Origin of the sequence: Haladaptatus sp. AB643, assembly GCF_024136975.1 — an archaeon.
Taxonomy (GTDB): domain Archaea; phylum Halobacteriota; class Halobacteria; order Halobacteriales; family Haladaptataceae; genus Haladaptatus.
Window position 1 is genome coordinate 185105 of record NZ_JAMYJW010000001.1, and the last position, 25766, is coordinate 210870.

Here is a 25766-nt window from a genome sequence, read left to right on the forward strand (position 1 = left end):
AATTTCAATTATGGAATTCTGTATCTATATCCTCGGACGAATTCGAAGGACGGTACGTGCCGTCAGAAAATTGGGTTCGAACGTCGCTCGAACGGACAGTTAGTCGTCGGAGTTTCCCGGACTCGGACGACTGCCGCTTTCGTTAGACTCGGAGATGAACGCCGAAACCGGCGTACTGACCTCCTCCAGGGATTTCTGTGCGGCGTCGATTCCCCAGAACCATTCGACGATGGCTCCCAGTAGCATGAGTCCGGCAGCGATACAGTAGCCGTAAAACACGTTTATCGGCTCGCCGCTGCCGATGAGGTTCCCGAACAGTGCCGGAGCGACGACCCCGCCTGCTGCCTGCCCGATGGCGAAGAAGATGGCGATCGCTTGGGCACGTACCTCCATCGGGAATATCTCGCTGACCGTCAAGTACGCCGCACTCGCCGCCGCCGTGGCGAAGAAGAACACCACACACCAGAGTATCGTCTGTGTGAGCGCTGTGAGCATCCCGTTTAGGAACAGGAAGCCAGTGATAGCCAACAGTATCCCCGAAACGCTGTAGGTCCCGGAAATCATCGGCCGACGACCGACCGTGTCGAAGAACCGACCGAGGGCGATAGCGCCGATGAAGTTGGCAGCGGCGAAGGCGATTCCGTAGTACGCCGTATCGGGCTTCGGGATGCTGTAGAACTGATGTAAAATCAGACCGTACGTGAAGTAGATAGCGTTGTAGAGGAACGCTTGCGTGATGAACAGGATACAACAGAGGACTGCACGTCGGAAGTTGTCCACGAATACCGTTTTGACGATGTTTCCGAGGGAGATACTCCCGATCGGTTCGATGGTCATGGAGTCGTCCTCGTCCGGTTCCTCCAACTCCTCGTCCGTGCTCTCTTCGACCCGCTCTTCGACGTCCTCGACGACCTCTTCCGCCGCGTCCGGCTGCTCGTGAATCATGAGCCAGCGTGGACTCTCGGGGACGTACCGTCGGAGAACGAGAATGAGCAACGCCAACGCCGCGCCGAAGCCGAACACGTACCGCCAATTGGCTCCGGAGGTAACGACGCCCGAATTCAGGAAGAACAACGTGATCACCGACGCGACGGCTGCACCGATCCAGTAACTACCGCTGATGGCCAAGTCGGCGTGCCCGCGGTAGTCGGCCGGAATCAATTCATCGATGGCCGAGTAGACGGCCGAGTACTCCCCGCCGATGCCGAGACCGGCGAGAAAACGGAAGAACGCGAAGCTGTAGAATCCGATGGAGAGTGCCGTCAGTGCGACACCGCTGAGATAGACTCCCATCGTGATGAAGAACAACTTCTGGCGACCGTATCGGTCGGTGAGCCACCCGAACCCTATCGCTCCACAGACTTCCCCTATCAAGTAGACGGACGCCGCGTAACCCACCTGTGCGCTCGTCAACCCCAGCGTCGATTTGCTCGTGAGCATCGGTCCGATGGCTCCGACGAGGCCGATCTCCAGACCGTCGAGCAACCACGTCGCACCGAGTGCAATGATTATCAGCCAGTGAAAACGGGACCAGGGTAGTCGATCCATCCGAGCCGGTATCTTCGTTTCGTACCGCTCCGCTTCGGTATCATTCTGTGACATTGTGGTACACGGACAACCGTCGGGAGATATCTCTCATCGCGAAACGATCGCCCCAATCCCTCAGGGTTGTCGAGTTGCTTTTCGTCGTTTTTACAGTTAAGGTGGCTGGCTTCTAGTGCCGACAGTTTAAACGACAATGCCACCCTTGTTTGCGATTAGTCGAATCCGGCCCGGCAACCACCACACTTAGATGTCGTCGCTGGCTACGTAACACTCAGAACAGTGATATCGCGTCTCACTGCGTAACGTTTCTGTTACGCATCCCATTTTCGGCACGCTTAAACGAACGAAGCACGGAGTATCGTGTATGCCAGCGACATCGCTCGTGGTCGGGTACGACGAACTCGCCGCGCTGAAGCTTCTCGCGCTCGACGGAGCACTCGAAAGCGAGGTCAAAGTGTCGTGTGCCGACCTCGCCGACCGCCTCGACGCGTCCAACCAGACGGCCTCCCGTCGCCTCCAGCGGTTGGACGACGCGGGCCTCATCACGCGTGAAATCGTCAGCAACGGCCAGTGGGTCGCCATCACTGACGACGGCGAATGGGAACTGAAACGCGAATACGAGGATTACCGTCGCATCTTCGAGAACCTCTCGGGTGTCGATCTCTCGGGAACCGTCACGGGCGGGATGGGTGAAGGGAAACACTACATTTCGCTGTCGGGGTACATGGAACAGTTCATCGAACGACTGGGCTACGAACCCTATCCGGGAACGTTGAACGTCGAACTCACGGACGAAAGCGTCCGCGCCCGCTCGGCGATGAACGCGCTCGACCCCGTTCCGATCGATGCGTGGGAAGACGGCGACCGAACGTACGGTCCCGCGGTTTGCTATCCCGCCGCCATCGAGACGACGGACGGCGATTCCTACGAACCGGTGCACGTCATCTCTCCCGAACGAACCCATCACGACGAGGACCAGTTGGAACTCATCGCGGAATCGAAACTCCGCGACGAACTCGAACTGGACGACGGCGAACACGTCACGGTCCACATCGAGGAGGTCCAATGAGCCACCCCGTCGCCACGTCGGTCGAGCAAGCGGTCGCCGCGTTCCGCGACGGTTCCCCCGTTCTCGTCCACGACGCGGCCGACCGCGAAGGTGAAACGGATCTCATCTATCCCGCCGGTGCGGTCACGCCGGAAGCGGTCTCCCGCCTCCGCAACGACGCCGGTGGACTGATTTGTGTCGCCCTCTCCCACGATGTCGCCGAACGGTTCGACCTCGATTACATGGACGAAATCATCGAGCACCCGGCGAGCGAGGGTCACGACCTCGGTTACGACTCCCGCTCTTCCTTCTCGTTGACCGTCAACCACCGCGACACCTACACCGGTATCACGGACGACGACCGCTCGCTGACGATTCGGGAACTCGCGGCCGCGGCGGCGACACCCGAGGATATCGACTTCGCGGCCGAGTTCCGCGCTCCGGGGCACGTCCACCTGCTCAAGGCCGCTCCTGACCTGCTCGCCGAACGACAGGGCCACACCGAACTCGGAATCGTCCTCGGCGCGGCCGCCGACCGGTCCCCCGCCGTCGTCGTCTGTGAGATGCTCGACGACGAAACCGGCAGTGCGCTCTCTCCCGACGACGCCCGCGCCTACGCCGAACGCCACGACTTCCCGTATCTCGAAGGGGCGGAGATTGTCGAATCGCTCGGTTGATCATTTCGCGCACGTCTCGGGATGAGACCGTAATTCTTCATCTCGTAACGAAATTTCTCCCCTCTCGTTGCGGTAATCTCGAAATAGGTATGTCAATTATGAAAAATGTTAATCTCCTTGTAAGTCGATATACTCTGTATGGACTTCAAAGTAAGAGCAATCGTGTACGGAATCGTCGCGACCATCATCGTCGGCCTCCTCAGTGGGGCAGTTGTCCCGTTCACGGACATGACACTTCCCATCGTGGGCGCTGGACTGACCGGCATCATCGGTGGTCTCGTGGCTGGCTACATGGCCGGAACGAAACTCGATGACGGCGCGCTCAACGGCGGCGTCGCAACCGCCGCCGGGGCCATCGTCGCCCTCGTCGTCCTGACCGTCGCCGGATTGTTGACCGCCGGTCTCATCCCGACCATGGGTCTGTTCGCCTTCGGCGTGGTGTACGTGATCGTCGCCGCGATCCCCGGTGCCGTCGGTGGCGCACTCGGATCCTGGCTGAAGGGTCGCTCGGACGAACGCACCGCCGCACGGCCCGCCTGATCCCGAATCGCACGGTCCGTCGGACGCGAACCGACTGAACCATTGTTTTTCGGCTGATTCGAACGTTTTTCATCGTCGAGTCCGCTCCATTCATATTCAAATAGTTGAACAACTGTTCATCTATCTTCGTGCCACCGAAACGCCGCGATTTTGATCCCGTTCCGACTTCGGTTTCGTCCAACTTCGCTTCCATCCCGACTTCGTCACACCCGTGGTACTCGAACCGTTCACCCCACTGCGAGTAATTCCACACAATCGTCCGAAGACAATCGCCAAAACTCATTACTGTGGCCTCCAATGGGTCGTACGTATGAGCTTTGACGAAATGGACGTGGACACGATCTGGATGGATGGCGAGTTCGTCGATTGGGACGACGCACAAATCCACGTTCTCACGCACGGACTGCACTACGGGACGGGTGTCTTCGAAGGGGTTCGCTGTTACGACACCGAAAACGGTCCCGCGATCTTCCGCTGGGAGGATCACCTCCAGCGCCTCTACGATTCGTGTAAACCCTACAATCTCGAAATCGAATACAGCCCGGAGGAACTCACGGAGGCGACCCTCGAACTCGTCGACCGCCAGGACCTCGCTTCCTGTTACATTCGGCCCATCGCCTACTACGGCTACGACAGCCTCGGCGTCAGTCCCGGCGACTGCCCGACCGAAGTGACCATCGCGGCGTGGCCGTGGGGCGCGTACCTCGGCGAGGACGCCCTCGAAAACGGCGTCGAGGTCATGATCTCCTCGTGGCGCAAACACGCCTCCAGCCAGATTCCGACGAACGCCAAGACGACCGGCCTGTACGTCAACAGCCTCCTCGCCGGCGAGGAAGCCCGACGCAACGGCTACGTCGAAGCCATCGTCCTGAACAAGGAAGGCAACGTCGCGGAAGGTCCCGGCGAGAACATCTTCATGGTCCGCGACGGCGAGATTTTCACCCCCGGACTCTCCGAGAGCATCCTCGACGGCATCACCCGCAACAGCGTCATCACGCTGGCCGAGGAGATGGGCTACGAGGTCCACGACGACGCGACCATCAGTCGCGGCGAACTCAACACCGCCGACGAACTGTTCTTCACCGGCAGCGCGGCGGAGGTCACGCCCATCCGGCAGGTGGACAACGTCGAAATCGGAAACGGTAGCCGCGGTCCCGTGACCGAGGAACTCCAGACCGCCTTCTTCGACCTCGTGAACCGTCGCACCGACGACCACGACGAGTGGTTCACGTACGTCGAATAATCGATTTCAGTTTTTACGGTTTCGTCCGTCGTCAGAGAGACACGGAAGGCGCGATAGAGACGGCGACTGGACATCCCGAGCGACGAAACGGACGGCTATCGAAAGGCCTCTATTTCGGATGGAAACCCGATGACTGAAGCTCCTTTTCGGTCCACTTCATCGACCTGAAACGCACCGCTGATCGGCCGGATTGCATTGTAGAAAGATAGATCGCCGAGTTAGCTCGTGACGGCGACTTCGCCTTCCGCTCGCTCCGGTTCGCGGGCCTGCTGTTCTTCCTTCTCGCTCTCTTCTTTCTTGGCCTTGATCTTCTTCATTCGGAAGATCTCCTCGCGCTCTTGCTCTTCGAGTTTTTGCTCGATGTAGCTCTCGGACTCGTAGAGGTCCGGCAGGAGCTTGAATTCTAGCGCGTTGACACGACGCTTCGTCTTCTCGATCTCGTCCAGCATCTTCTTCATCGCCGTCTCGATCTCGGCGGCGAGGATGATGCTTTCGAGCAGGTCCTCGTAGGCGTCCGCGGTCTCGTCGATACGGGCGCTCGTCCCGAGGACACCGTACCCACGCTCGTCCAGCGATTTCTTGACTTTCGAAGACTCGATCTGCGGGACGACGACGCCCATGATGTTCTTCGATTCCGTCGTGATTTCGGGATGCTCACGGAGTGCCGCGGCGGCCCCACGAACTGCGACGTCCCCTTCCATCGCACGAGCCATGTTGATGGTCTGCTGTGCGCTCTCGTAATCCTCGTCCAGACCGGACCGTACGTCCTGTGCTTGGTCGAGGATGTCCATAAACTCCATAATGAGCCCGTCACGCTTCTGCTCCAGCGTGTCGTGACCCCGTTCGGAGAGATCGATGCGATCCTCGATCGCCATGAGGTTCTTCCGAGTGGGTTTGACGTCCGTGGCCATGTTGGTTGATCATAAAAACTCGAAAGGGATAATTCTTTACAGTCGAAAGCCGCTCCGCGGCGATATCCGCGACACGGAACTGGATATCTCTCCATCCCTCGACATCATTTTTACCGCCGTAAAGAAAAAACCGCGTATCCGCGTTTAGTCCGCCGCGACTTCTTCCGCTTCTTCCTCGACGTAGTGCTCCTCGATTTCGTCCTCGCTCACGCGATTGAGCTTCGTCTTCGGAAGCATCGAGATGAGCTCCCAGCCGATGTCCAGCGTCTCTTCGATGTCACGGCTCGTGTGGAAGCCCTGATTGAGGAACTCGTCCTCGAAGCGGTCGGCGAAGTCGAGGTACCTGTTGTCGTCCTCGCTCAACGCTTCACGACCGACGATGTTCACGAGGTCGCGCAGGTCCTCACCTTCCGCGTACGCCGCGAACATCTGGTCGGAGAGACCGGAGTGGTCTCCACGGGTGAGCCCCTCGCCGATACCGTCGTCCATCAGCCGCGAGAGGGACGGAAGCGGGTTGATCGGCGGTTTGACACCCTGCGAGTTCAGGTCGCGGTCGAGCATGATCTGCCCTTCCGTGATGTACCCGGTCAGGTCGGGAATCGGGTGCGTGTCGTCGTCGCCCGGCATCGTGAGGATGGGAATCTGCGTGACGGACCCCTTGCGTCCTTCGATACGGCCCGCACGCTCGTAGAGCTGTGCAAGGTCCGTGTACATGTATCCGGGGTAGCCACGGCGACCCGGCACCTCTTCGCGGGCGGCACCGATCTCACGGAGCGCCTCGCAGTAGTTCGTCATGTCCGTCAGGATAACCAGCACGTGGTAGTCCTTGTCGAACGCGAGATACTCCGCCGTGGTGAGCGCCATTCGCGGCGTGACCGTCCGCTCGACTGCGGGGTCGTCCGCGAGGTTCATGAAGACGACCGAGCGTTCCAGCGCACCGGTCCGCTCGAAGTCCTCCATGAACTCGTTCGCCTCCTCGGCCGTGATGCCCATCGCGCCGAACACCACTGCGAACTCGCTCTCTTCGCCTTCCTCCTCGTCTTCGAGCACGCTCGCCTGTCGTGCGATCTGAAGTGCGAGGTCGTTGTGCGGCAGACCGGATGCCGAGAAGATGGGCAGCTTCTGTCCGCGAACCAGCGTGTTCATGCCGTCGATGGCCGACACGCCAGTCTGAATGAACTCCTCGGGGTATTCCCGTGCGTACGGGTTGATCGCCGCGCCGACGATGTCACGTCGCTCGTCCGGAACGATTTCCGGGCCACCGTCGATTGGCTGTCCGGACCCGTCGAGGACGCGTCCGAGCAGGTCCTCGGTGACGGGCATCTTCAACGTCTCACCGAGGAATCGAACTGACGATTGGCGGTCGATACCTTCGGTGCCTTCGAACACCTGAATCGAGACGAGTCCCTCGCTCGATTCGAGCACCTGTCCACGCAGCGTTTCGCCGGCCGGTGTCTCGATTTCGACCATCTCGTCGTATCCGATGGGCTCATCGACCTCGGCGAACACCAGCGGACCGCTGATTTCGGTAATTGTCTGGTATTCTTTCATTAGTATTTCTCCCTGAGCTCTTCGGTGATGTCCTCTTCGATCTCTTCGACGAAGTCCTCCCAGTCCTCGGTCACGCCGATACGGTTCAGGCGTGGGGCGGCCTCGATGGACGTGATTTCGTCTATCGGAACGCCGGCTTCGAGTGCTGCGAACGCTTCGTCGTTGAACGTCTCGATGGCTTCGAGCATCCGGTAGGTCTTCTCCGGCGAACAGAAGGCGTCCGTGTCGTTGAACGCGTTCTGCTGGAGCCATCCTTCACGGAGGTAGCGTGCGACTTCGAGCGTCAACTGCTGGTCCTCCGGCAGCGCGTCCTTCCCGACGAGCTGAACGATCTCCTGCAGTTCGCCCTCCTCGTCGAGAACGTCGGTCGCCCACTGGCGTTTCTCTGGGAAGTCCTGCCGGACGTTCTGTTCGTACCACGGGTCGAGTTGATCCTTGTACAGCGAGTAGGATTCCTCCCAGTTGATCGCCGGGAAGTGCCGACGTTCCGCGAGGTCGGCGTCAAGCGCCCAGAACGTCTTCACGATACGCAGGGTGTTCTGCGTGACGGGCTCGGAGAAGTCTCCCCCTGGGGGACTAACTGCACCGATGGCCGTCACCGAACCTTCCGTACCGTTGATGTTGTCGAACTTGCCTGCGCGCTCGTAGAACTGGGCGAGTCGGGCGGCGAGGTACGCCGGGTATCCCTCTTCGCCGGGCATCTCTTCGAGACGCGAGGAAATCTCACGCATCGCCTCCGCCCACCGCGAGGTGGAGTCGGCCATGAGTGCGACGTCGTATCCCATGTCGCGGTAGTACTCCGCGATGGTGATTCCCGTGTAGATGCACGACTCACGTGCGGCCACGGGCATGTTCGACGTGTTCGCGATGAGGCACGTCCGCGACATGAGCGGTTTGCCCGTTCGCGGGTCTTCGAGTTCCGGGAAGTCCTCGATGACTTCCGTCATCTCGTTTCCGCGCTCGCCACAGCCGACGTAGACGACGATGTCCGCGTCGGCCCACTTGGCCAGCGAGTGCTGGGTGACCGTCTTTCCGGACCCGAACGGTCCCGGAATCGCGGCCGTCCCACCTTTGGCGATGGGGAACAAACCATCAAGAATTCGCTGACCGGACACCAGCGGTGTCAGGGGCGTCTTCTTGTCGACGCTCGGTCGCGCCTCACGAACCGGCCACTCCTGTTGCATCGAGACTTCTTCGCCGTTGTCGAGTTCGACGATGGCCTCGTTGACGTCGTAGTTGCCGCTCTTCACGCTGACGACTTCGCCGCCCTCGTAGTCCGGCGGCACCATCACCTTGTGTTCGATGCTCTCGGTCTCGGGAACGGTTCCGACGATATCGCCGGGTTCGACCGTGTCACCTTCGCTGACAGTTGCGGTGAACTCCCACGTCTTCTCCTGGTCGATACCCGGAGCGTCGACACCACGGTCGAGGAACGCGCCCATCTTGCTTTCGAGAACGTCGAGCGGGCGTTGCACTCCGTCGTAGATGGAGTAGAGCATTCCCGGTCCGAGTTCGACCGACAGCGGTTCGCCCGTGTTCTCGACGGGTTCGCCGGGTGCGACGTTCGAGGTCTCCTCGTACACCTGAATCGTGGTTACGTTTCCTTCGATTTCGATGACCTCTCCCATCAGCCCTTCCTCACCGACGTACACGACGTCGTTCATCCGGGCACCGAGGTCCGTGGCGGTAACGACCGGTCCGCTCACGCTCTGAATGACGCCGTCCTCACGGACGACGTCGCTGTCTGTTGCCTGGCTCATTCGTTATCACCTTGTTCGTCTTCGTCCATAAGGTCGATACCGATCGCACGCTTGATCTTGTCGCGGAGTCCGCTGCTTCCCGCGCCACCGCCCAGCGCTACGAGGGTGGGCTCGATACTCGTCTCGACGTCGTTCCGGACGTTCCGAGAGAGATGTTCGAGGTCGTCGTCGTGCATCACGATGATGCCCACGTCGTCGTCCGTCAGTACGCGAGAAACTGCGTCGTCCAAGCTCTCCGCTTTCTCGTCATCCGGAACGTTTTCGAACTTCCGGACGCCTGCGAGGCGAAATCCGGTCGTGAAGTCCGGGCTCCCGATGACGGCTATCTCTTGGCTCATAGTAGTACCAGTTCCTCTTCGATTTGGTCCTCTGACAGTCCCGCTTCGCGCCCTCGTGCAATCGCACGGATGTTATCGACTTCACGCTGTTTGGCGAGAACGTAAGCGAACACTGGACACACGGATAACGGAAACACGTGTGAAAGGTGGTCCGAGTATTCGAGCAACGCCTTATCTAGAGCGTGCTCGAATCCAATCAGACTGTCGGCTCGCTCAAGCTCGTCCAGCGCTTCGTCCAGTTTATCCCCGTAACGGCTGTCACGAAGCCGGGCGATCAGTTCGTCGGGATTGCCTGCGAGTTGTGCCAGTGTCGATGCGTCGAACAGCCGTCCCCCGGAGATGTAGTACTTCGCGGGGTCGATGTCGGCGCCGCTTCGGCTGGCACGAAGGACGTTCCGGATGTTCCGGAAGTCGATTTCCGCTTGCAAGAAATCGACGTACATGTCCGTCGCGCGGTCCGGACCGACGATGATTCCGTCCATCAGCGCTTCGTAATACGCCCGATCGATGGCGTTTTCGAGCGGGATCAACAGCCCGGTCTCCTCGTGATCCTGATACGCTTCTTCGACGGCGTCGCCGAACATCGTATCGGACAGGAGATCGACGACTTCCTCGATGGTGGTCGCGTCGAGCATCCGGTCGAGGAAGCGGTTGGAGAACTCGCCGGCGCGGATCAGGTCCGCCTCGACGAGTTCTCGATCCGCGTCGGAGTAGATGCCACGGATCACGGTCTTGATGTTCCAGTCGTCGAACTTCCGGAGATAGCGGGCGATGAGGTCGTAAAGCTTCCCGTCGGCCCACTGCAACAGGTCGTCGAAGTGCTTGGCGAGGTTGGCGTGGAGCGCGTACTCCACGAGGTTGACGCCATCGTAGCGTGCGCCGAGTGCGTTCACTTCCTCCTCGTACTCCGTCTCCTCCATGTACCGGGCGATTTCTCCCGGGCCCATTCGAATGAGCTTGCGGTAGTCCTCCTCGGAGAAGAGAGTGGCGCGGCGCGTCTTGACGCGCGCGTTGACGTACTCGTAGTTTGATGCGTCGCTGCTAATAACCTTCATTGGTCGTCAAACAGCTTCGAGCTGATATCTTTTAGCTGATCGTCCCAGACGGTTTCGAGTATCGAGTCGAACGTGTTGTTCACTCTGACTCTCGACGCGTCGCCTTCGACGACGACGCCGCCGAGACAGTCGTACTCGCCGGCGTGCTCGAAGTTTTCGTAGTCGTCCAGGATCCCGGTGACGAGTTCCTCGTCGGACGGACACGAGTAGACGCGGACCGATTCCTCGTCCTCGAACTCGGTCGCTGCGGCGTCGAGCAGTTCGCGCGTCAGCTTCTCGCGCTCGTCGCCGCCGAGTTCCGAGAGACGGTCCTCGACCGCATCGCGAACGTCCTGGATGACGTCACGGCGGGCGCTCAGGCGCTTCTGTTTGGCTTCGAGCTTGGCACCCGAGAGGCGCTGGTCGCGTTCCTGTTCGATCTGGTTTTCGATCTCTCGTTCTTTCGCCGCTACGATTTCATCGGCGTCCGCTTCGGCCGCCTCGACGATCTCGGCGGCGCGGTCGTCGGCCTCTGCGCGGATTTCGTCCGCGCGCGTGCGGGCTTCGTCTCGAATGTCCTCAACTACTGTTTCCAAACTCATAAATTGGGAAGGGAGTTTATACGATGAACACGACGACCAGCGCCAGAATGACGAGGGTCTCCGGGAGCACCGTCATGATCAGTCCGAGACCGAAGAAGTCGCGGTCCTCGGCGATTGCGCCGACGGCGGCGGCACCGATGCCACCCTCTGCGACGCCTGCGCCGAGTGCGGCGAGACCGACGCCGAGCGTGGCGCCAGCCTTCGGGAAATTGGGCTGGTTGGAAGCAGCGTCCTGTGCGAGCAATACAGCGGAGTGTGCGAATGCGAGTATGAATTCGTACATGGTTTACTTAGTCCTCTGTGGTGTAGGATCTGTCGTAGCCGAACGGTTGGAACTTCTCCCCACCGCCCTCATAAAACTTCCCAAAGAATTCCACATATTCCAGCCGCAGGGCCTGCAGACCTGCGCTGACGATGCCGAGCGCTAGCACGACAAGGTGGCCCAGGATCAGCAGGACGATTCCGAAGAGTACCCCGATGATACCCATGTGGAACAGGCCGCCGAAGACGACCTCGCCGTGGCTGACGGCGGATGGGGCTTTGTCGACGAGGAAGTGGTATGCCTCTCCATCGGTGGAGGCGCCGAACACGAGCAGGTTCACGACGAGCGCGATGCCCGCCTCGGCGATGACCTCCGCGGCCAGCCGAGCGTAGGACAGCACGTGCGTGAGAACGTTCAGGCTCTCGATGAGCGCGACGACGGGGCCCTCAGCGACGACGAGGGCGAGCATGCCGACGACGGCGACTGCGAGTCCCGCCATTCCGGCCTCGGGCGAGAAGCCCGTGAAGCCGAGCGGAATCGGATGGGCGTCGAACGACGTGTAGATGAAGTCCGGTTTCGAACTTTTGTAGCTCCTGCTGAGGATCCAGAGCCAGACGCCGTTCATGAGCAGTATCCAGGAGCCAGCCTCCAGGAGCGCGTGTTTCATTCCGAAGTCCATCTTCTCGCGGAAGTCGAAGATGAATCCGACGTTGAGGTGGATCAACCCGACGATGACGCTCATGAACAGCCAGAGGAGCGCCCACTCGACGGTTTCCGGCGTCAGCCCCTTCTCCAGCGGCGGACCGCCGGGGCCATAGAGCATATGCGCGAAGTGGAAGCCGAAGAACTCGGCAAATATGAACCCGAAGACGACGGTGACCGCACCCGACCAGAGCGCGATGCCGCCGAGGCTTTTGAATCCACCGTCGAATCGAGTGAAGAGGTACCAGCCTGCCACGAGGTAGACCAGGCCGTACCCCACGTCGCCGATCATGAATCCGAAGAAGATCGGGAGCGTGAGGAACAGCACGATGGTCGGATCGAACTCGAAGTATCGCGGCCTGTTGATCGTTTCGACCAACAGTTCGAACGGTCGAGTCGGGTCAGGGTTGTCCTGGACGACCGGCGGGTTCTCCTCCGTGCCGCCGTCCATGGCGACGTGGTGGTCGATGTCCGGATTGTGGTAGGATGCGCGTTCGAGTTCGTCGACGTCGGCGCGGTCGCCGACCGCCGACCGAATGGCGGTTACCAGGTCGTCGTAGCGGTCGGACGGGATCCAACCTTCGGCGATGAAGGCGTTCTCCGTCGTTGCAAACTGAAGCGGCGCTTCCTCTTTCTGTACCTCGATAGCGAGTTTTTCCTCGGCCGCCAACAGGAAGCCAGCAGCATCGAGTTTTACGTCATTTAGCTCGCTTTCGACGCCGTTGAGCTTCGATTCGTCCTTCTGATAGTCGTGTTTGAGCTCCGCGACGTACTCCTCGGGGCTTCCCGAGGCCTCCGGAACGTCGTACGACGTAAACTCGATACCGACCAATGCCTCGCCGAGTGCGTCTTCCGCCCCGTCTTCCGGGTAGACGAAGACGGCGACCGTCCGCTCCTCGGAGAACAGTTCGTACTCCTGAACGTCGCTCGACTCGGTGAGCGCGCGTTCGATTTCGTTCGCGTCCCCTTCGCCAACGGCGACCTGAAGATGGTCGTATCCCGACAACAGATCGAGGTCGATGCCGAGGTTGGCGAACGGCTTCATCGCGTCTATCCGTTCTTCGACGCTCTGTAGCTCCGCTTCGAGTTCGTTTCGTCGGGCGTCCAGGCGGTTGACCTGTGCCCGAATCTCTTCGAGTTCCTCTTCGAGGGCTTCGCCGGTAACGATTCGTTGCGGACCGGCGTCCTCCCCACTCACCTCAAGAATACTTTCGATCGAACGAACGGTGACGAGCTTGTCGGATGCCTCGTCCGCGCCAGTGACGGGGTTGCCCGGGTCGAATCCTTCCCACGACCCATCGTAATCCGACAGATGTACGAGATTCAGTTCGTGAATCGCTTCGATGACGTCGGGCATGACCATCCGCGACCCTGCCACCGAGACCTTGCTCATCCGTTCAGGTCTGAGCATGCACCGCCTCCCTGAATCTGTCGATGACTAATTCTATCGCCTCCTCTTTGTTCGCTTCGGCACGAGTTTCGAGCTCTTCTCGCTCTTTCTCGCCCTCTGCGAGGATCTGTTTGCGCTCGGATTCGATATCTTCACGCGCATTTTCGAGTCGTTTCTCTTCCATCTCGTTGGCCTCTTCTTGAGCTTCCGAGCGGATCTCCTCCGCCTTCGTATGCGCCTCCGAAATCCGCTCTTCGCGATCCTCCTCGGCTTGCGCGACGATGCCGTCAGCCTCCGTTTCGGCCTCTTTTATTCGTTCTAGAACGTCCGGTCTCGGCATATGTGGTAATCACGCGAATGGTTGCGCCAGAGGCTATAAACTACTTGCGGAACCATTTGGCTCCCCGTCGGGCGAAAATGGTGGGGATTCATCATCGTTCGGTCCCAACCGCAACACAATTACAATGGGTATTCTCGAAGACAAACGTCGAGCACGAATCTTTTACAAATACCTCTCGAAGGTGTACGATCAGGTCAACCCGTTCATCTGGAACGAGGAAATGCGCGACGAAGCGCTGTCGATGCTCGACATCGAATCTGACGATCGAGTGCTCGATGTCGGTTGCGGGACCGGGTTCGGAACCGAAGGACTCCTCGAACATACCGACAACGTCCACGGTCTCGATCAGAGCATCCACCAACTGGGAAAGGCGTGGGAAAAAATCGGCAAATACGACCCCGTCAGCTTCTACCGAGGGGACGCCGAGCGACTGCCGTTCAAGGACGATTCGTTCGATATCGTCTGGTCGTCCGGTTCCATCGAATATTGGCCCGACCCGGTCGAAACCCTCCGTGATATCCGCCGTGTTACCAAACCCGGTGGTGAGGTTTTGATTGTCGGTCCGAACTACCCCGGAACGGGCGTCATGCAGAAAGTCGCCGATACGATCATGCTCTTTTACGACCGCGACGAGGCGGATCGAATGTTCCACGAAGCGGGCTACGAGGACATTCGTCACCGGGAGATGGGTCCGAGTTACGACCCCGATATCGCTATCACGACCGTCGCGCGCGTACCTGAAGAATAGATATTATTCGTGGATTTTTCAGCGTGCAGTCGCTTCCATTTCGATGACGAGCGTTCCGTTTTCGACGATCCGAACGGTGACTTCGTCCCCTCGTTCGAGTAACGGTGCGTTGGTTTCGGCGAGTGTAAAACTCGCCGTTTCTCCCACATGCCACGTCGGATCGGATGCGCTGTTGAACGGTCCTGTCGGCCCGGCACGAAACCCGTCCGCTGAAAAGAACGGAACTGGCGGTTGATGGGAGAGCGATTCACCGTTCACACGTACCTCGATCTCGATCCCATCGATGTCGAGCGAATCCCCTGCTTGGTGTGTAAACGCTACCCGGTTTGTTGCCGCAGTAGCCGAAACCCCGATGACAGCGTGTTTCGGTTCCTGTAATGACATCGAATGTACCGCCACTGCCCCGATGGTTCCGGCGACGACGAGCGTGACGACGAGCAAGAGGACGACCCCGACGACGGGTGAGACGGCGCGTTTCGACACGCCAGTCAGTGGTTCTGTATTGCTATTTCAACCTTAGGGCGATTCACCAGCATTCCGTGGCGTTTCACCATTGGAACTCCCGTTCGTTACTCCGTAGGGGGTGAGTGTCACTTTCACCGTCTCGGAGTCGTGTGTCGCGGTGACGGTGAATTCCCGACTCGGTGATATCGTGTATATCGTTCCAGTCGGTCCGGTATCCCCGAGTTCCGTCTCCCCGATTTCGATATGACCGTTGACCGGATCGCCCTTCGAATCGGTCAGGTTTATTCGGAGCGGTCCGCCGGAGTACGTTCGATTGACGACGAGATGTAGATTCGTGCTGTTGTTTTCGACGGAAGCTCCGTAAGGGGCATGGTTATCTCCAGTGAGTGACTTGTACTGTATCTCGCGGTATATCTTCTTCGTGCCGGTGTCGAGGTACGCTTCGATCACACCTTGGGGGTATATTATCTTCGTTTGGGCGGCCTTGTCATACACGAACTTCGTGGGCGAACTTATTTTGTTTTTGTTATTTGTGGACCACGGATATTCGTGAATCGTGATATTGTTTGCTTCCCTGCTCGTCATCTGATTTATCAAACTTGTATTTCTGTAATCAGCACGATACACATCACGGATGTACTGATTACCGATGATACTGCTGAGAGCAACACCGTTCGAAGTTGTTGCAACATAGATCCTCTCCGAAGACGTGCCGTAGTGAAAACTCTCTACCGCTGCTTCACGTATCTTACTACGCAACGGTATCAATTTGGTCAAATATTGCCATTCGTAGGGTTGAAATCGAACAACGTTCTCCCTCTTCGCTGCCGATTTCATGCGTTTCACGGCGTCCTCTATATTGTTCGCCTTCACTTCGATCATCGCGAGATCATTTATATATTCATCCGTACCGATTTCCTGGCTATTGAACCGCTGACTCGTCGTCCGTTCTTCGGTCTGTAGAGCAGACAATCGCACGGAAATGTTCGCTTTGAACCAAGAAAGTATCTGTTTCTTTTCACCGCTCGATTTAACGTTCGATAACCGCTCGTCGAGCGTATTCATTCGCTTTTGCGTCTCTAAGTCGTTCCTATCCATCTCGAGGGCAGTGCTGAGGCTCAACGATGGGGTGTCCGTACCACTTCTGTCCGGCGTTCCGATGCTCAACTGGTAGGCCGTATTGTTGAACCCCGGTGGTTGCACCGGATTTTTCGCGCTTGGCGTCTTCGCTACCGCCGTCGACATCCCGGTTCCAAATGCCGCAGCAGGCGAACAGAAGATGAGAAGGACTGCGACTATGACGGGGAACGCCCGATTCATACAGTTGCGTATACAACTACTCATTAAAATACATATGGGATTTGTTCGTCCTTGGATAAACATCCGAAATCAGTGAAAATCTTTTAAATTGAGTCCTGATGTTTTGTCGTACGGATGGAAAGTATTTTCTTGTCTGATTGACCACTCATGGATATGCGGTCACACTTCGCCCTCCTCGTGGTCCTTCTCTCCCTCTTCGCCGTGGGGCCAACCGTCGTTGCGGGTGATATCAACACCCATCCGGCCAGCAGTAGCCACGTAATACAGGACCGTAGCTCGGTAAACGTGACGGCGGTAAATGGGACGACCATTCGAATCAAACCTCACTCTAACGGTGATGCCGAGTGGAACGTTTCGATGCAGTTTGCGCTTCACAACGACAACGAAACGGCAGCGTTCAAGCGGATGGGTCGTGATTTCGAGAATCATAATCTCAACGACGGCGATGTCGGCTTCTCCACGGAGACGTTTCGCGCAATTGCGAAGCGCGAACAGGAAGCGACGGGGCGTCAAATGCAGATACGGAACTCGGAACGGGACTATTTTGTCAACAATGACACCGGAACGTTGGTGCTTACCTTCATCTGGACGAACTTTACACGAGTAAACGGCGACAAGATCTATCTCCACGACGCCTTCATGTTTGACGACGGTGATTCGACGTGGCTCGGTTCCCTCTCTCCGAAGCAGAACCTCGTTCTTGAGAACCCCGACGGATACCGGATATACTACACGAGTATCCGACAGGACAACGACATCAGACGGAACAACGAAACCATCTTTGTGAGGGGTAGTTCCGAAGATAGCAACTCCCTCCCCCCTGATGTGACGTACACGAAAAATCAGACGTCTCCGCAGTCGTCCAATTCGTTCCCTTACGAGTATGCCGCCGGATTCTTGGCCCTCGTCGGTCTCACCGGTGCAGGCGTCTACGCGTTTTTCCAGCGCGACGATGACGACGATGAACCCGTCGTGGATTCCGACCCCGTCGATCAGCCCGTACCGCCGGAACCCGATCCGGACGACGACCCGGAACCGAACCTCGACTTGCTGTCCGACGAGGAGCGCGTCGAACACCTGTTGAAACAGAACGGCGGTCGAATGAAACAGGCGACCATCGTCAAGGAGACCAACTGGTCGAACGCCAAGGTCTCCCAGTTGCTCTCGGCGATGAACGAGAGCGGGCGTGTGGACAAACTCCGAATCGGTCGGGAAAACCTCATCACGCTCCCTGGAGAGGACATCACCGATTTCGATACCGATGAGTAGCCGTCCGATCTCCCCCTCCCAATAGGTAAAAAATCCGATTAGTACGGCGTGTGCATTGTCAGCCGTTTCGAAAACGTTTACCCGCTACCCGGAAAGGAATTGATTATGAAGGTCCTTGTAACGGTAAAAGAAGTCGCCGAACTCGCGGATGACTTCGAGGTGGAAGGGACCGAGGTAGACGACCGCTACCTCGAATATGACCTGAACGAGTGGGATGACTACGCCGTCGAGGAGGGTGTCCAGTTGAACGAGGCGGGCATCGCCGACGAAGTCGTAACCGTCACTATCGGCCCGGAACGCGCCGAAGAGACGATTCGAATGGCTCTCGCCAAAGGGGCGGACCGTTCGATCCGCGTCTGGGACGAAGCACTCGAAGACGCCGGATTGCTCGACGTGGAGACGAAGACCGAAATCCTCTCCGCCGTTGTCGCGGAAGAGGAACCCGACCTCGTGTTGACCGGCGTGCAGGCCGGTGACGACGCGTTCGGCGCGACCGGTGTCGCACTCGCGGACGAGATCGACTTCGAGTGGGGTGCGGTCGTCAACGGTCTCGACGTGGATGCCGACGATGGCGTCGCACACGTCCACCGCGAACTGGAGGGTGGCGTCGAGGAACTGACGGACATCGAAATCCCGGCCGTGCTGACCATCCAGACGGGTATCAACGAACCGCGCTACGCGAGTTTGCGCGGAATCCGACAGGCACAGTCCAAGGAGATCGCACCGAAGGCGCTCGGCGACCTCGGTCTGAACGCCGACGCGGTGGGGAGCGATTTGACATTGACCGACATGTACGAACCCGAGAGCGAGAGCGACGCGGAGATCTTCGAGGGAAGCACCGAGGAGACGGCGGCGAAACTTGCTGACGTGCTCCGTGAGAAGGGGGTCGTCCAATGAGCGACGTGCTCGCCATCACGGAACACCGACGCGGCGAACTCCGCGACGAGAGTTTCGAAATCATCTCCGCAGGGCGTGAACTCGCCGACGACGCGGGTGGCGACCTGCACCTCGCCGTCATCAGCGGCGACGTGGATTCCTATGCCGACGAACTGAACCGCACCGGTGTCGATGCGATTCACACCGTCGAATACGGCGAGGAATTCAACCACGACGTGTACGTACAGGCCATCGAGGCGCTGGTCGGCGACCTCGAACCGACGTTCGTCCTCATGCCAAACAGTGTGAACGGACTGGACTACGCGCCCGCAGTCGCCAACCATCTCGACCTGCCGCTCGTCACCGACGTCATCGGCTTCGAGTACGGCGACACGCTCACGACGACGCGTGAGATGTACGGTTCGAAAGTCGAGACGACGGTGGAAGTCGAGGGCGACCAGTTCGCCCTGACGACCCGTGGTGCGGAGTGGCCCGAAGCGGAAGGCGTCGGCGACGCCGACGTCTCCGCGTTCGACTTCGAACCCGACGAGGACGCCATCGGTTCGACCGTCACCGGCTTCGAGGAAGTCGGCGCTGGCGACGTGGACATCAGCGAGGCGGAGTTCCTCGTCAGCATCGGCCGCGGTATCGAGGAGGAGGACAACCTCCCGCTCATCGAGGACCTCGTGGAAGCGACCGGCGCGACGCTCTCTTCGTCGCGTCCCATCGTGGACAACGGCTGGCTCCCGAAGAACCGGCAGGTCGGCCAGTCCGGTTCGCAGGTGACACCGACGGTCTACCTCGCTATCGGTATCTCCGGCGCGGTGCAGCACGTCGCCGGGATGAAGGGTTCGGACACCATCATCGCGGTCAACACGGACCCGAACGCACCCATCTTCGACATCGCCGACTACGGTATCGTCGGCGACCTGTTCGAAGTAGTGCCGGAACTGATCGAGCAGTTCAGCTAAGGTTTTCGCGGTTTTTTGATCTCTTCGTGAGCCGGGCGGGACCCTTGGTCCCGCTGGAAGCCGGCGCGAAACGCCGGCGACGAAGCGAACGAATGGCTTGTCAGAGCTTTGCTCTGACGGTGCAGATTTTTGCCGCTCGTCGTTGACCGCTGACCGACGGGAACCGGTCGTTATTCTTCGCTATTGCGAATCGGTCAGTTGTCCTGACTCGGCGTTCGGACCCGCCTCTTCCGTCGAACCGTCTTCGAGAACGTTCTCCAGCCATCGTCCGCGGAAGAAAAAGAACGCGCCAGCGACGGCCGCCGTCACGTTCGATACTGCGATGGCGTACCACGCACCGACAGCACCGACGCTGAAGACGAGGATGGCGACAACTGCGATGACTGCACGGACTCCCCACAACGACGTCACAGCGATTCCCATCGCCATCCGGGTGGACCCCGACCCGTAGAACGCTCCGTTCATCATGTGGTAGGCGGCCATGATGATCCACGTCGGCGTGACGATTCGGAGGAACGTCGCACCCTGATCGATTATCGTGTCGGAGCCTGACCCCGTGATAAACAGACCGACGATCGGGCGAGCGAACCAAAACGTCAGCACGCCAGCGACGAGGAAGGCCACCCCGAGGATTGCGACGGCGATGTACACCGTGCGTCGAGCGCGGTCCCGCCGCCCGTTTCCGAGGTTTTGCCCGACCACGGTCTCGACGGACATCCCCATCGCCACCGTCGGAAGCCAGACGAGGGAGATGAATCGGGTACCTATACCGTACGCCGCGACGGCGTCGGTGCTGACGGTGGCGAGGAGCGCCGTCATGACGATGACCGCGATGGATTGGGTACTCTGGTCGATGGCTCCGGGAACCCCGATTCGGAGGATTTTTTCGACGGTCTCGAACTTCAACCGGAGGTCGTCCAGCGCGAGATGCAGACCGACGCGGCCGCCGAACAACAGCCAGAATCCGATGACGGCCGCGATTCCCCGCGAGAGAACCGTCGCTATCGCGGCACCCATGACCCCAAACCCGCCGAAGCCAGTGGTGGTAAACAGCGAACGCTGGAGTCCACCGAGACCGAACCATCCGAACAGCGGATTGCCAGTAAATCCGAGGACGAAAAACGGGTCGAGGACGATGTTGAGGCCGACGCTGAGGACCATCAGATACATCGGCGTCTTCGTGTCTCCCCAGCCACGGAGTAGGGCCATGAACACGTAAAATCCGAAGGTGAACGGCATGCCGAGGACGACGATTCGCGTGTAGGTGACGGCCAATTCGTGGACCTTCGTTCCCGGCGTGGTCCCGATGGCGTGGAGCAACTCCGGGGCGAAGACGACGCCGAGCATCGAAACGGCAACCGAGAGTAACCCGACGAAACCGACCGTTTGTCCGGCGACGTGCCCGAGTCGATCATCGTTGCCTGCGCCCGTGTTCTGCGCGATGAGGATGGTTCCCGCGTTCGTCATCCCGCCGCCGACGCTTACGAGCAGGAATATCGGCGGCCACGAGAACGACAGCGCCGCCACCGCATCGGCACCGAGTCGTCCAACCCAGAACGTGTCCGTCAGATTGTACGCCACTTGCAGCAACTGTGTGGCGGTGAGCGGGAGAGCCAACGCGAGAAGCGGCCACAGTATCGGCCCGTGGGTGAATCGTGTGGACTCCCCGTTCGAAGCGTCGCTCATGCTCGAATTTTGTATGATGGTCCCACCAGAATAATTCCTCGCGATAGCTGTTAACGTATGTCATGAACGATACGACTTGTCGATTCGAATCGTCGTTCCGACCAGCGAACTTTTCACCTCACTCGCGGAGGAACGGGTATGACCGACGAGCAAGAGCGACCGTTGGCCCTTCCCACGTACGAGAAACTGGCTGACGAGTACGCCAAACGGGCACCGACGAAGCCGTTCAACGCCGACCTCGAACGCCCGACGACGCTGGGATTGCTTCCCGACATCGAGGGTTTCGACGTACTGGACGCTGGTTGTGGTCCGGGTATCACGGCGGAGCATCTGCTCGAACGCGGAGCGAGCGTCACCGGAATCGACGTAAGCCCCAAAATGCTCGCTCACGCACGGGAGCGTGCCCACGCGGGGCGATTTCTTCGAGCGGATTTCGGCGAACCCCTTCCCTTCGAGTCGAACCGGTTCGACCTCGTGTACAGTTCGTTGGCGTTCGACTACGTCGAGGATTGGGAGTCGCTGTTTTCCGAACTGGGTCGCGTCCTCCGACCCCATGGAATTCTCGTGTTCTCGTGTGGGCATCCGGTCGCGGATACGTTGTACTTCGACCCGGACGATTACTTCGAGACCGAGATGGTGAGCGACGAGTGGACGAGTTTCGGCGACCCGGTGGAGGTCTCCACCTATCGCCGACCGCTGGCGGCGATACTGACCCCCCTGCTGAACGCCCGCTTTCGTCTCGACGGTATCGCGGAGAGTCAACCGACGGAGAAATTCCGCGAGAAATCCCCCGAAACGTTCGAGCGGGTGTCCCGTGAACCGACGTTTTTGTCGGTCCGTGCCGTGATGACAGCCGACTGAACCCGTCACGTATTTGCGTCCCCCGTCCTGAAGCACAGACGAATGGAGTACCTGATGGCCCGCAGGACGCTCGTCGAAGACCGGTTGGAGGAGGTCGTAGAGCGGGTCGAACCACGTGAACTGTCGGAGCAATTGGCCCACACGGCACTCTCGGGGGGGAAACGGGTCCGGCCGACCGTCGCCATGCTCGTCTGTGAAGCAGCGGGTGGCGACGCCGAGGACGCCGTCGATTTCGGCGTCGGTATCGAACTCGTTCACGACGCGTCGCTCGTCGTGGACGACATCATCGACCGCTCGGACGTGCGCCGCGGCACCGAAAGCGCGTGGGCGGAGTACGGTTACGGCCCGGCCATCATCGCCAGTGACGGGATGCTCGGCGAAGCGTTCGAGTTGTTCTCCTCCGATCCACGTGCAATGGAGGTCGTCGCCGAATCGATGATCGAACTCGGTATGGGCGAAGCCTCGGAACTCGTCGCCACGCCGTCGAACCAGCCCGAATACATGGAACTCGCCCGCCGAAAGACCGGTGCGTTGTTCCGCGCCGCCGCCGCGCTCGGAGCCTTGGCGGCCGACGCCGACCCCGAAACGGTCGATGCGTTCGGCGAATATGCGGAACGCGTCGGTATCGCCTTCCAGATCCGCGATGACGTGCTCGACGCGACGGCCGACCCCGACGACCTCGGCAAGCCGACCGGACAGGACGAGGAAATCGGTCGTCCATCCATCGTGCAGGTGACCGACCTCAGCGCCGACGAGGCGAACGAACTCGCCCACGAACAGTCCGAAGCCGCGCTGGCCGCCCTCGACAGGGTCGACGCCCCCGATTCTGCTGCGCTGGACTACCTCCGTGATTTCGCGCAGTTCGTCGTCACACGGGAACACTGAGACGACTTTTCTCTCAGAATCGAATTTACGCACCCGCTTTCAGGATGCGCGGTTCGTGCACCCGAGCCAGCGAACGGTAAAACCGCGAGCAAGGGCGGGCGGCCGGAACCGCTCGGCCGCCCGCCCGCATGCGGTTGCGGTCATTTTCCCTAGCAATTGTTGTCGCGTTCTCCGTTTTCATCGCAATCGCTCTCGGTGCGATATCTCCTGTCTTTCGTTTCCGTTGACGACACGCTTATCCGGCGGAACCGAATAGTTCCCGACAAGCGTGGCTATCACGGACAAAATCTACGTCAAAAACCATCGCCAGATCTCCTCGCAGTTGGATACGAACATCCCGAAAGGGGCGTTCAAGGGCGCGACCCTCGATATCCTGTTTCAGGGCGAGGGCCTCCAGAAACTCGACGAGGCGACGCGGGACCGCGTGCTCGACTTCGCCGAGGACTTCCTGGACTGTGACTGCCAGAGCAATCCGTACTGTGGCTGTCCGGAGCGGAAGTTCATGCAGTACCTGCTCGAACTGCGCGAGGGTGGCCTCGGACCGGACGCCATCGTTGACGTGATGACCGACGATTATCTGGTGTACGCGTATCCGGGCGACGTGCTGTCGTTCTTGGATGACTCGGTCCGGACACTCGAAGCCATCGAGGAACTCGCCAACGTGGAGGGCGACGGCTCGATGTCGGAGCGCTCGCGCCAGAAGAAACGGTCGCTGTCGGGCTAATCCCGGTTATCCCAGTCGAAACGGTTCGTCGTTCTCCATCTCGTCGTCCAACTCTTCGAGCTGAATGACCTCCTCTTCCTCGTCGTCCACCATCGTCTGGAGATGGCGGACGTACTCCTTGTGTTCCTGAAGTTGCTCGCGGAGGTGTTCCGCCTCCAGTTCGAGACGTTCGTGTTCCCGAACGAAGCTCTTCGGAACCTCGATTTTCGGCGGGAACGACTCCTCGTTGGTCGTCTCGCCGATCTGGTTTTCGGGAACGACTTTGACTTTTCCGTCATGGGCGACCAGCAGGTCCACGTAATCGCGGAACACTGCCGACAGCGAGATGTCGCGCTTTTCGGCGATATCCCGCAGGGTCTCGAACGCGTCCTCGTTGACCCTGAAGGAAATCGTCTTGTTTTTGTTGCCCATCTCAGTGTAGATTAGTGTTGTAAGGGTATTTAACCTTTTGTCAGACATCCACACGGCCGTAACCATGAGATAAGCGTCGTTCCTCATGATCCGATATGTCGGAACATCCCGTCGGACAATTGGGTGGACCAGTGGGGAACACCCTCGAGAACGCGGCCTTACTGGACAAACTTCCGCAGTACTTCTGGAGTGCAGTGATATTCACCATCTCGCTCGCTATCTTCTATCTCATCGGTCGGGTCGTACTGGAACCGCTCGTCGAACGAATGCTCCGGGTTCGAAGTGTCAATCGCACCATCCGCGGTGCGATACTGCGCGTCGTTCGTGCGGTGATCTGGTTCGCAGGGATACTCCTCGCGCTCGACCTCGCGGGTGTGGACGTTTTCGGTGCATCCGCGACGCTCGCGGCCGCACTGACCATCGCGGTCGGGTTTGCAACCCGCGATATCGCTGCGAACTTCGTCGGTGGCGTCTTCATCGTCACCGACCCACGATTCAACATCGGCGATTGGATAGCGTGGTCCGAAAACGAAGGCGTTATCGAGGATATCACCTTTCGAGTGACCCGCGTGCGTACCTTCGACAACGAACTCATCACGGTGCCGAACTCCGTCCTCACGACCAACGCCGTGAAGAACCCCGTCGCGGGTGACACGCTTCGCGTTCACCACGAGTTCCCCCTCGCCTACGACGTGGACGTCGATGCGGTGGATGCCATTCTCTTGGAGGAAGCCGACCGTCACGGCGACATCATGGACGACCCGGCACCCTCCGTCCACGTCACGGATATGAACGACTCACGGCTCACCGTCGAAGTCTCGTTCTGGATAGACGACCCGACACACGCGGAGTTCGTGGCGGCCCGCTCGAAGTTTTTCCGCCGAGTCAATCGGCGGTTCGACGAGGCGGGAATCGCGCTGGCGGGATGAGAGCTCAGTAGAACGACGCCATTCCGCCGATGAGTTTGTTCTCCGCCCGTCGAAGGTGCTCCTCCAGCGTCCGTCGTTCCACGCCCATCTCGTCCGCGATTTCGGCCGTCGTCGTTTCGCGTGGAATCCGGTAGTATCCCATCTCGACCGCCAGTATCAGTGCCTCCTGCTGACGGGGCGAGAGACTCGGAAGCGACGTTTCGGGCGTGAGGAGCGGCCTCTCGGCTGATACCGCCGTGATTTCTCGCTTGGCTTCGATGGTCACGGGAAACTCGGTCACGAGGTCACGATACAGCGCGGTCAGGTTCGACGAATCGAGCGACAGGATCCGACACCACTTCTCGCCGTCGAGGTACCGAAGCGGCGGGACGAGCAGGCAGTTGTGGCGAGCGAGAAATGATTCGACGGTATCCCGCTCGTGGTCTTTCAGACACGTCTCGGTCATCGCCAGTCGTTCGTCACCTTCGACCAGTAGCTCTTGGACCCCGACGAGTCGCTCGATGTGATCCAACGTGGCTTCTCCGTCGGGACCGCTGACGTGCAACAGGTCGCAGTGGTCGTTGCACCACAACTCGACGGTCGTCTCGGTTCCGGCGGTGGCTTCCGCCGGTACGCTTGGTTGTTCGATCCGCATCGTCACCTCGTACATCACTCCCAATTTTCGCCGAATATACTTAA

Annotated in this window: 28 protein-coding genes; 12 read left to right on the plus strand and 16 right to left on the minus strand. The window is 59.4% G+C overall.

Annotated features, from left to right (window positions below; genetic code table 11):
• Positions 1-99: 99 nt before the first annotated feature.
• The gene (locus NKF25_RS00935) at positions 100-1602 is read right to left on the minus strand and encodes an MFS transporter (protein ID WP_253224872.1); all 1503 of its coding nucleotides are present in this window, start codon (positions 1600-1602) and stop codon (positions 100-102) included.
• 307 nt (positions 1603-1909) lie between these two features.
• On the opposite strand from NKF25_RS00935, the gene NKF25_RS00940 reads away from it, so the two are divergent.
• The 4 genes from NKF25_RS00940 to NKF25_RS00955 all read left to right on the plus strand — a co-directional run bounded on the left by NKF25_RS00940 (position 1910) and on the right by NKF25_RS00955 (position 5053).
• On the plus strand, positions 1910-2614 hold the full coding sequence (locus tag NKF25_RS00940) for a CTP-dependent riboflavin kinase (RefSeq protein ID WP_253224873.1): 705 nt from the start codon (positions 1910-1912) through the stop codon (positions 2612-2614).
• On the plus strand, positions 2611-3270 hold the full coding sequence (ribB, locus tag NKF25_RS00945) for a 3,4-dihydroxy-2-butanone-4-phosphate synthase (RefSeq protein ID WP_253224874.1): 660 nt from the start codon (positions 2611-2613) through the stop codon (positions 3268-3270). The genes NKF25_RS00940 and ribB overlap by 4 nt, the downstream gene beginning before the upstream one ends.
• Before the next feature lie 138 nt (positions 3271-3408).
• A complete protein-coding gene (locus tag NKF25_RS00950; RefSeq protein ID WP_253224875.1) occupies positions 3409-3810 on the plus strand; it encodes a DUF5518 domain-containing protein in 402 nt (133 codons plus the stop codon).
• Positions 3811-4120: 310 nt separating this feature from the next.
• Complete coding sequence (locus NKF25_RS00955) at positions 4121-5053, plus strand: branched-chain amino acid transaminase (RefSeq protein ID WP_253224876.1); 933 nt, start codon at positions 4121-4123, stop codon at positions 5051-5053.
• A gap of 218 nt (positions 5054-5271) precedes the next feature.
• Here the strand turns inward: NKF25_RS00955 and NKF25_RS00960 are convergent, their stop codons facing one another.
• From NKF25_RS00960 to ahaH, 9 genes are all read right to left on the minus strand, one after another.
• Positions 5272-5964 (minus strand): V-type ATP synthase subunit D, encoded by a 693-nt coding sequence (locus NKF25_RS00960; RefSeq protein ID WP_066140059.1) that lies wholly within the window; start codon positions 5962-5964, stop codon positions 5272-5274.
• A gap of 144 nt (positions 5965-6108) precedes the next feature.
• A complete protein-coding gene (locus NKF25_RS00965) occupies positions 6109-7515 on the minus strand; it encodes an ATP synthase subunit B (protein WP_066140061.1) in 1407 nt (468 codons plus the stop codon).
• Entirely contained in the window at positions 7515-9275 is a 1761-nt protein-coding gene (locus tag NKF25_RS00970; protein ID WP_253224877.1) for an ATP synthase subunit A, read from the minus strand. Before NKF25_RS00970 ends, NKF25_RS00965 begins: the two co-directional genes overlap by 1 nt.
• Positions 9272-9613, minus strand: coding sequence for a V-type ATP synthase subunit F (locus NKF25_RS00975; protein WP_066140067.1), 342 nt, complete (start codon positions 9611-9613; stop codon positions 9272-9274). Before NKF25_RS00975 ends, NKF25_RS00970 begins: the two co-directional genes overlap by 4 nt.
• On the minus strand, positions 9610-10668 hold the full coding sequence (locus tag NKF25_RS00980) for a V-type ATP synthase subunit C (protein ID WP_066140070.1): 1059 nt from the start codon (positions 10666-10668) through the stop codon (positions 9610-9612). Before NKF25_RS00980 ends, NKF25_RS00975 begins: the two co-directional genes overlap by 4 nt.
• Positions 10665-11249, minus strand: coding sequence for a V-type ATP synthase subunit E (locus tag NKF25_RS00985; protein WP_253224878.1), 585 nt, complete (start codon positions 11247-11249; stop codon positions 10665-10667). The genes NKF25_RS00980 and NKF25_RS00985 overlap by 4 nt, the downstream gene beginning before the upstream one ends.
• 16 nt (positions 11250-11265) lie before the next feature.
• Complete coding sequence (locus NKF25_RS00990; protein ID WP_253224879.1) at positions 11266-11532, minus strand: F0F1 ATP synthase subunit C; 267 nt, start codon at positions 11530-11532, stop codon at positions 11266-11268.
• 7 nt (positions 11533-11539) lie between these two features.
• On the minus strand, positions 11540-13624 hold the full coding sequence (locus tag NKF25_RS00995) for a V-type ATP synthase subunit I (RefSeq protein WP_253224880.1): 2085 nt from the start codon (positions 13622-13624) through the stop codon (positions 11540-11542).
• On the minus strand, positions 13611-13943 hold the full coding sequence (ahaH, locus tag NKF25_RS01000; protein WP_253224881.1) for an ATP synthase archaeal subunit H: 333 nt from the start codon (positions 13941-13943) through the stop codon (positions 13611-13613). The genes NKF25_RS00995 and ahaH overlap by 14 nt, the downstream gene beginning before the upstream one ends.
• A gap of 124 nt (positions 13944-14067) precedes the next feature.
• Between ahaH and NKF25_RS01005 the strand changes: the two genes are divergently transcribed.
• Complete coding sequence (locus NKF25_RS01005) at positions 14068-14691, plus strand: methyltransferase domain-containing protein (protein WP_253224882.1); 624 nt, start codon at positions 14068-14070, stop codon at positions 14689-14691.
• 18 nt (positions 14692-14709) lie between these two features.
• Here NKF25_RS01005 and NKF25_RS01010 read toward each other — a convergent pair whose 3' ends face one another.
• Entirely contained in the window at positions 14710-15174 is a 465-nt protein-coding gene (locus NKF25_RS01010; protein ID WP_253224883.1) for a type IV pilin, read from the minus strand.
• Between the two features lie 33 nt (positions 15175-15207).
• Entirely contained in the window at positions 15208-16476 is a 1269-nt protein-coding gene (locus tag NKF25_RS01015) for a hypothetical protein (RefSeq protein WP_253224884.1), read from the minus strand.
• A gap of 153 nt (positions 16477-16629) precedes the next feature.
• Here NKF25_RS01015 and NKF25_RS01020 point away from each other — a divergent pair, with 153 nt between their 5' ends.
• The 3 genes from NKF25_RS01020 to NKF25_RS01030 all read left to right on the plus strand — a co-directional run bounded on the left by NKF25_RS01020 (position 16630) and on the right by NKF25_RS01030 (position 19592).
• Positions 16630-17745 carry a hypothetical protein gene (locus tag NKF25_RS01020; protein ID WP_253224885.1) on the plus strand — a complete coding sequence of 372 codons (1116 nt, stop codon included), beginning with the start codon at positions 16630-16632 and terminating at the stop codon, positions 17743-17745.
• Between the two features lie 105 nt (positions 17746-17850).
• The gene (locus tag NKF25_RS01025; RefSeq protein WP_253224886.1) at positions 17851-18642 is read left to right on the plus strand and encodes an electron transfer flavoprotein subunit beta/FixA family protein; all 792 of its coding nucleotides are present in this window, start codon (positions 17851-17853) and stop codon (positions 18640-18642) included.
• The gene (locus NKF25_RS01030) at positions 18639-19592 is read left to right on the plus strand and encodes an electron transfer flavoprotein subunit alpha/FixB family protein (protein ID WP_253224887.1); all 954 of its coding nucleotides are present in this window, start codon (positions 18639-18641) and stop codon (positions 19590-19592) included. The genes NKF25_RS01025 and NKF25_RS01030 overlap by 4 nt, the downstream gene beginning before the upstream one ends.
• Positions 19593-19772: 180 nt before the next feature.
• Here NKF25_RS01030 and NKF25_RS01035 read toward each other — a convergent pair whose 3' ends face one another.
• Complete coding sequence (locus NKF25_RS01035) at positions 19773-21278, minus strand: MATE family efflux transporter (protein ID WP_253224888.1); 1506 nt, start codon at positions 21276-21278, stop codon at positions 19773-19775.
• Between the two features lie 138 nt (positions 21279-21416).
• Here NKF25_RS01035 and NKF25_RS01040 point away from each other — a divergent pair, with 138 nt between their 5' ends.
• Together NKF25_RS01040 and NKF25_RS01045 are read left to right on the plus strand one after the other, a co-directional pair.
• Positions 21417-22139, plus strand: a complete 723-nt coding sequence (locus NKF25_RS01040) for a class I SAM-dependent methyltransferase (protein ID WP_253224889.1) — start codon at positions 21417-21419, stop codon at positions 22137-22139.
• Between the two features lie 42 nt (positions 22140-22181).
• Complete coding sequence (locus NKF25_RS01045) at positions 22182-23024, plus strand: polyprenyl synthetase family protein (protein ID WP_253224890.1); 843 nt, start codon at positions 22182-22184, stop codon at positions 23022-23024.
• Between the two features lie 25 nt (positions 23025-23049).
• Here the strand turns inward: NKF25_RS01045 and NKF25_RS01050 are convergent, their stop codons facing one another.
• The gene (locus NKF25_RS01050; protein ID WP_253224891.1) at positions 23050-23205 is read right to left on the minus strand and encodes a hypothetical protein; all 156 of its coding nucleotides are present in this window, start codon (positions 23203-23205) and stop codon (positions 23050-23052) included.
• A gap of 87 nt (positions 23206-23292) precedes the next feature.
• Between NKF25_RS01050 and NKF25_RS01055 the strand changes: the two genes are divergently transcribed.
• Entirely contained in the window at positions 23293-23748 is a 456-nt protein-coding gene (locus NKF25_RS01055; protein ID WP_066140100.1) for a DUF5814 domain-containing protein, read from the plus strand.
• Between the two features lie 6 nt (positions 23749-23754).
• On the opposite strand, the gene NKF25_RS01060 is transcribed toward NKF25_RS01055, so the two are convergent.
• Entirely contained in the window at positions 23755-24159 is a 405-nt protein-coding gene (locus NKF25_RS01060; RefSeq protein ID WP_253224892.1) for a CopG family transcriptional regulator, read from the minus strand.
• 131 nt (positions 24160-24290) lie between these two features.
• Here NKF25_RS01060 and NKF25_RS01065 point away from each other — a divergent pair, with 131 nt between their 5' ends.
• Positions 24291-25088: a mechanosensitive ion channel domain-containing protein gene (locus NKF25_RS01065; protein WP_253224893.1), complete on the plus strand. Its 798-nt coding sequence runs from the start codon at positions 24291-24293 to the stop codon at positions 25086-25088.
• A gap of 4 nt (positions 25089-25092) precedes the next feature.
• Here NKF25_RS01065 and NKF25_RS01070 read toward each other — a convergent pair whose 3' ends face one another.
• On the minus strand, positions 25093-25737 hold the full coding sequence (locus NKF25_RS01070; protein WP_253224894.1) for a helix-turn-helix domain-containing protein: 645 nt from the start codon (positions 25735-25737) through the stop codon (positions 25093-25095).
• Positions 25738-25766: the final 29 nt, after the last annotated feature.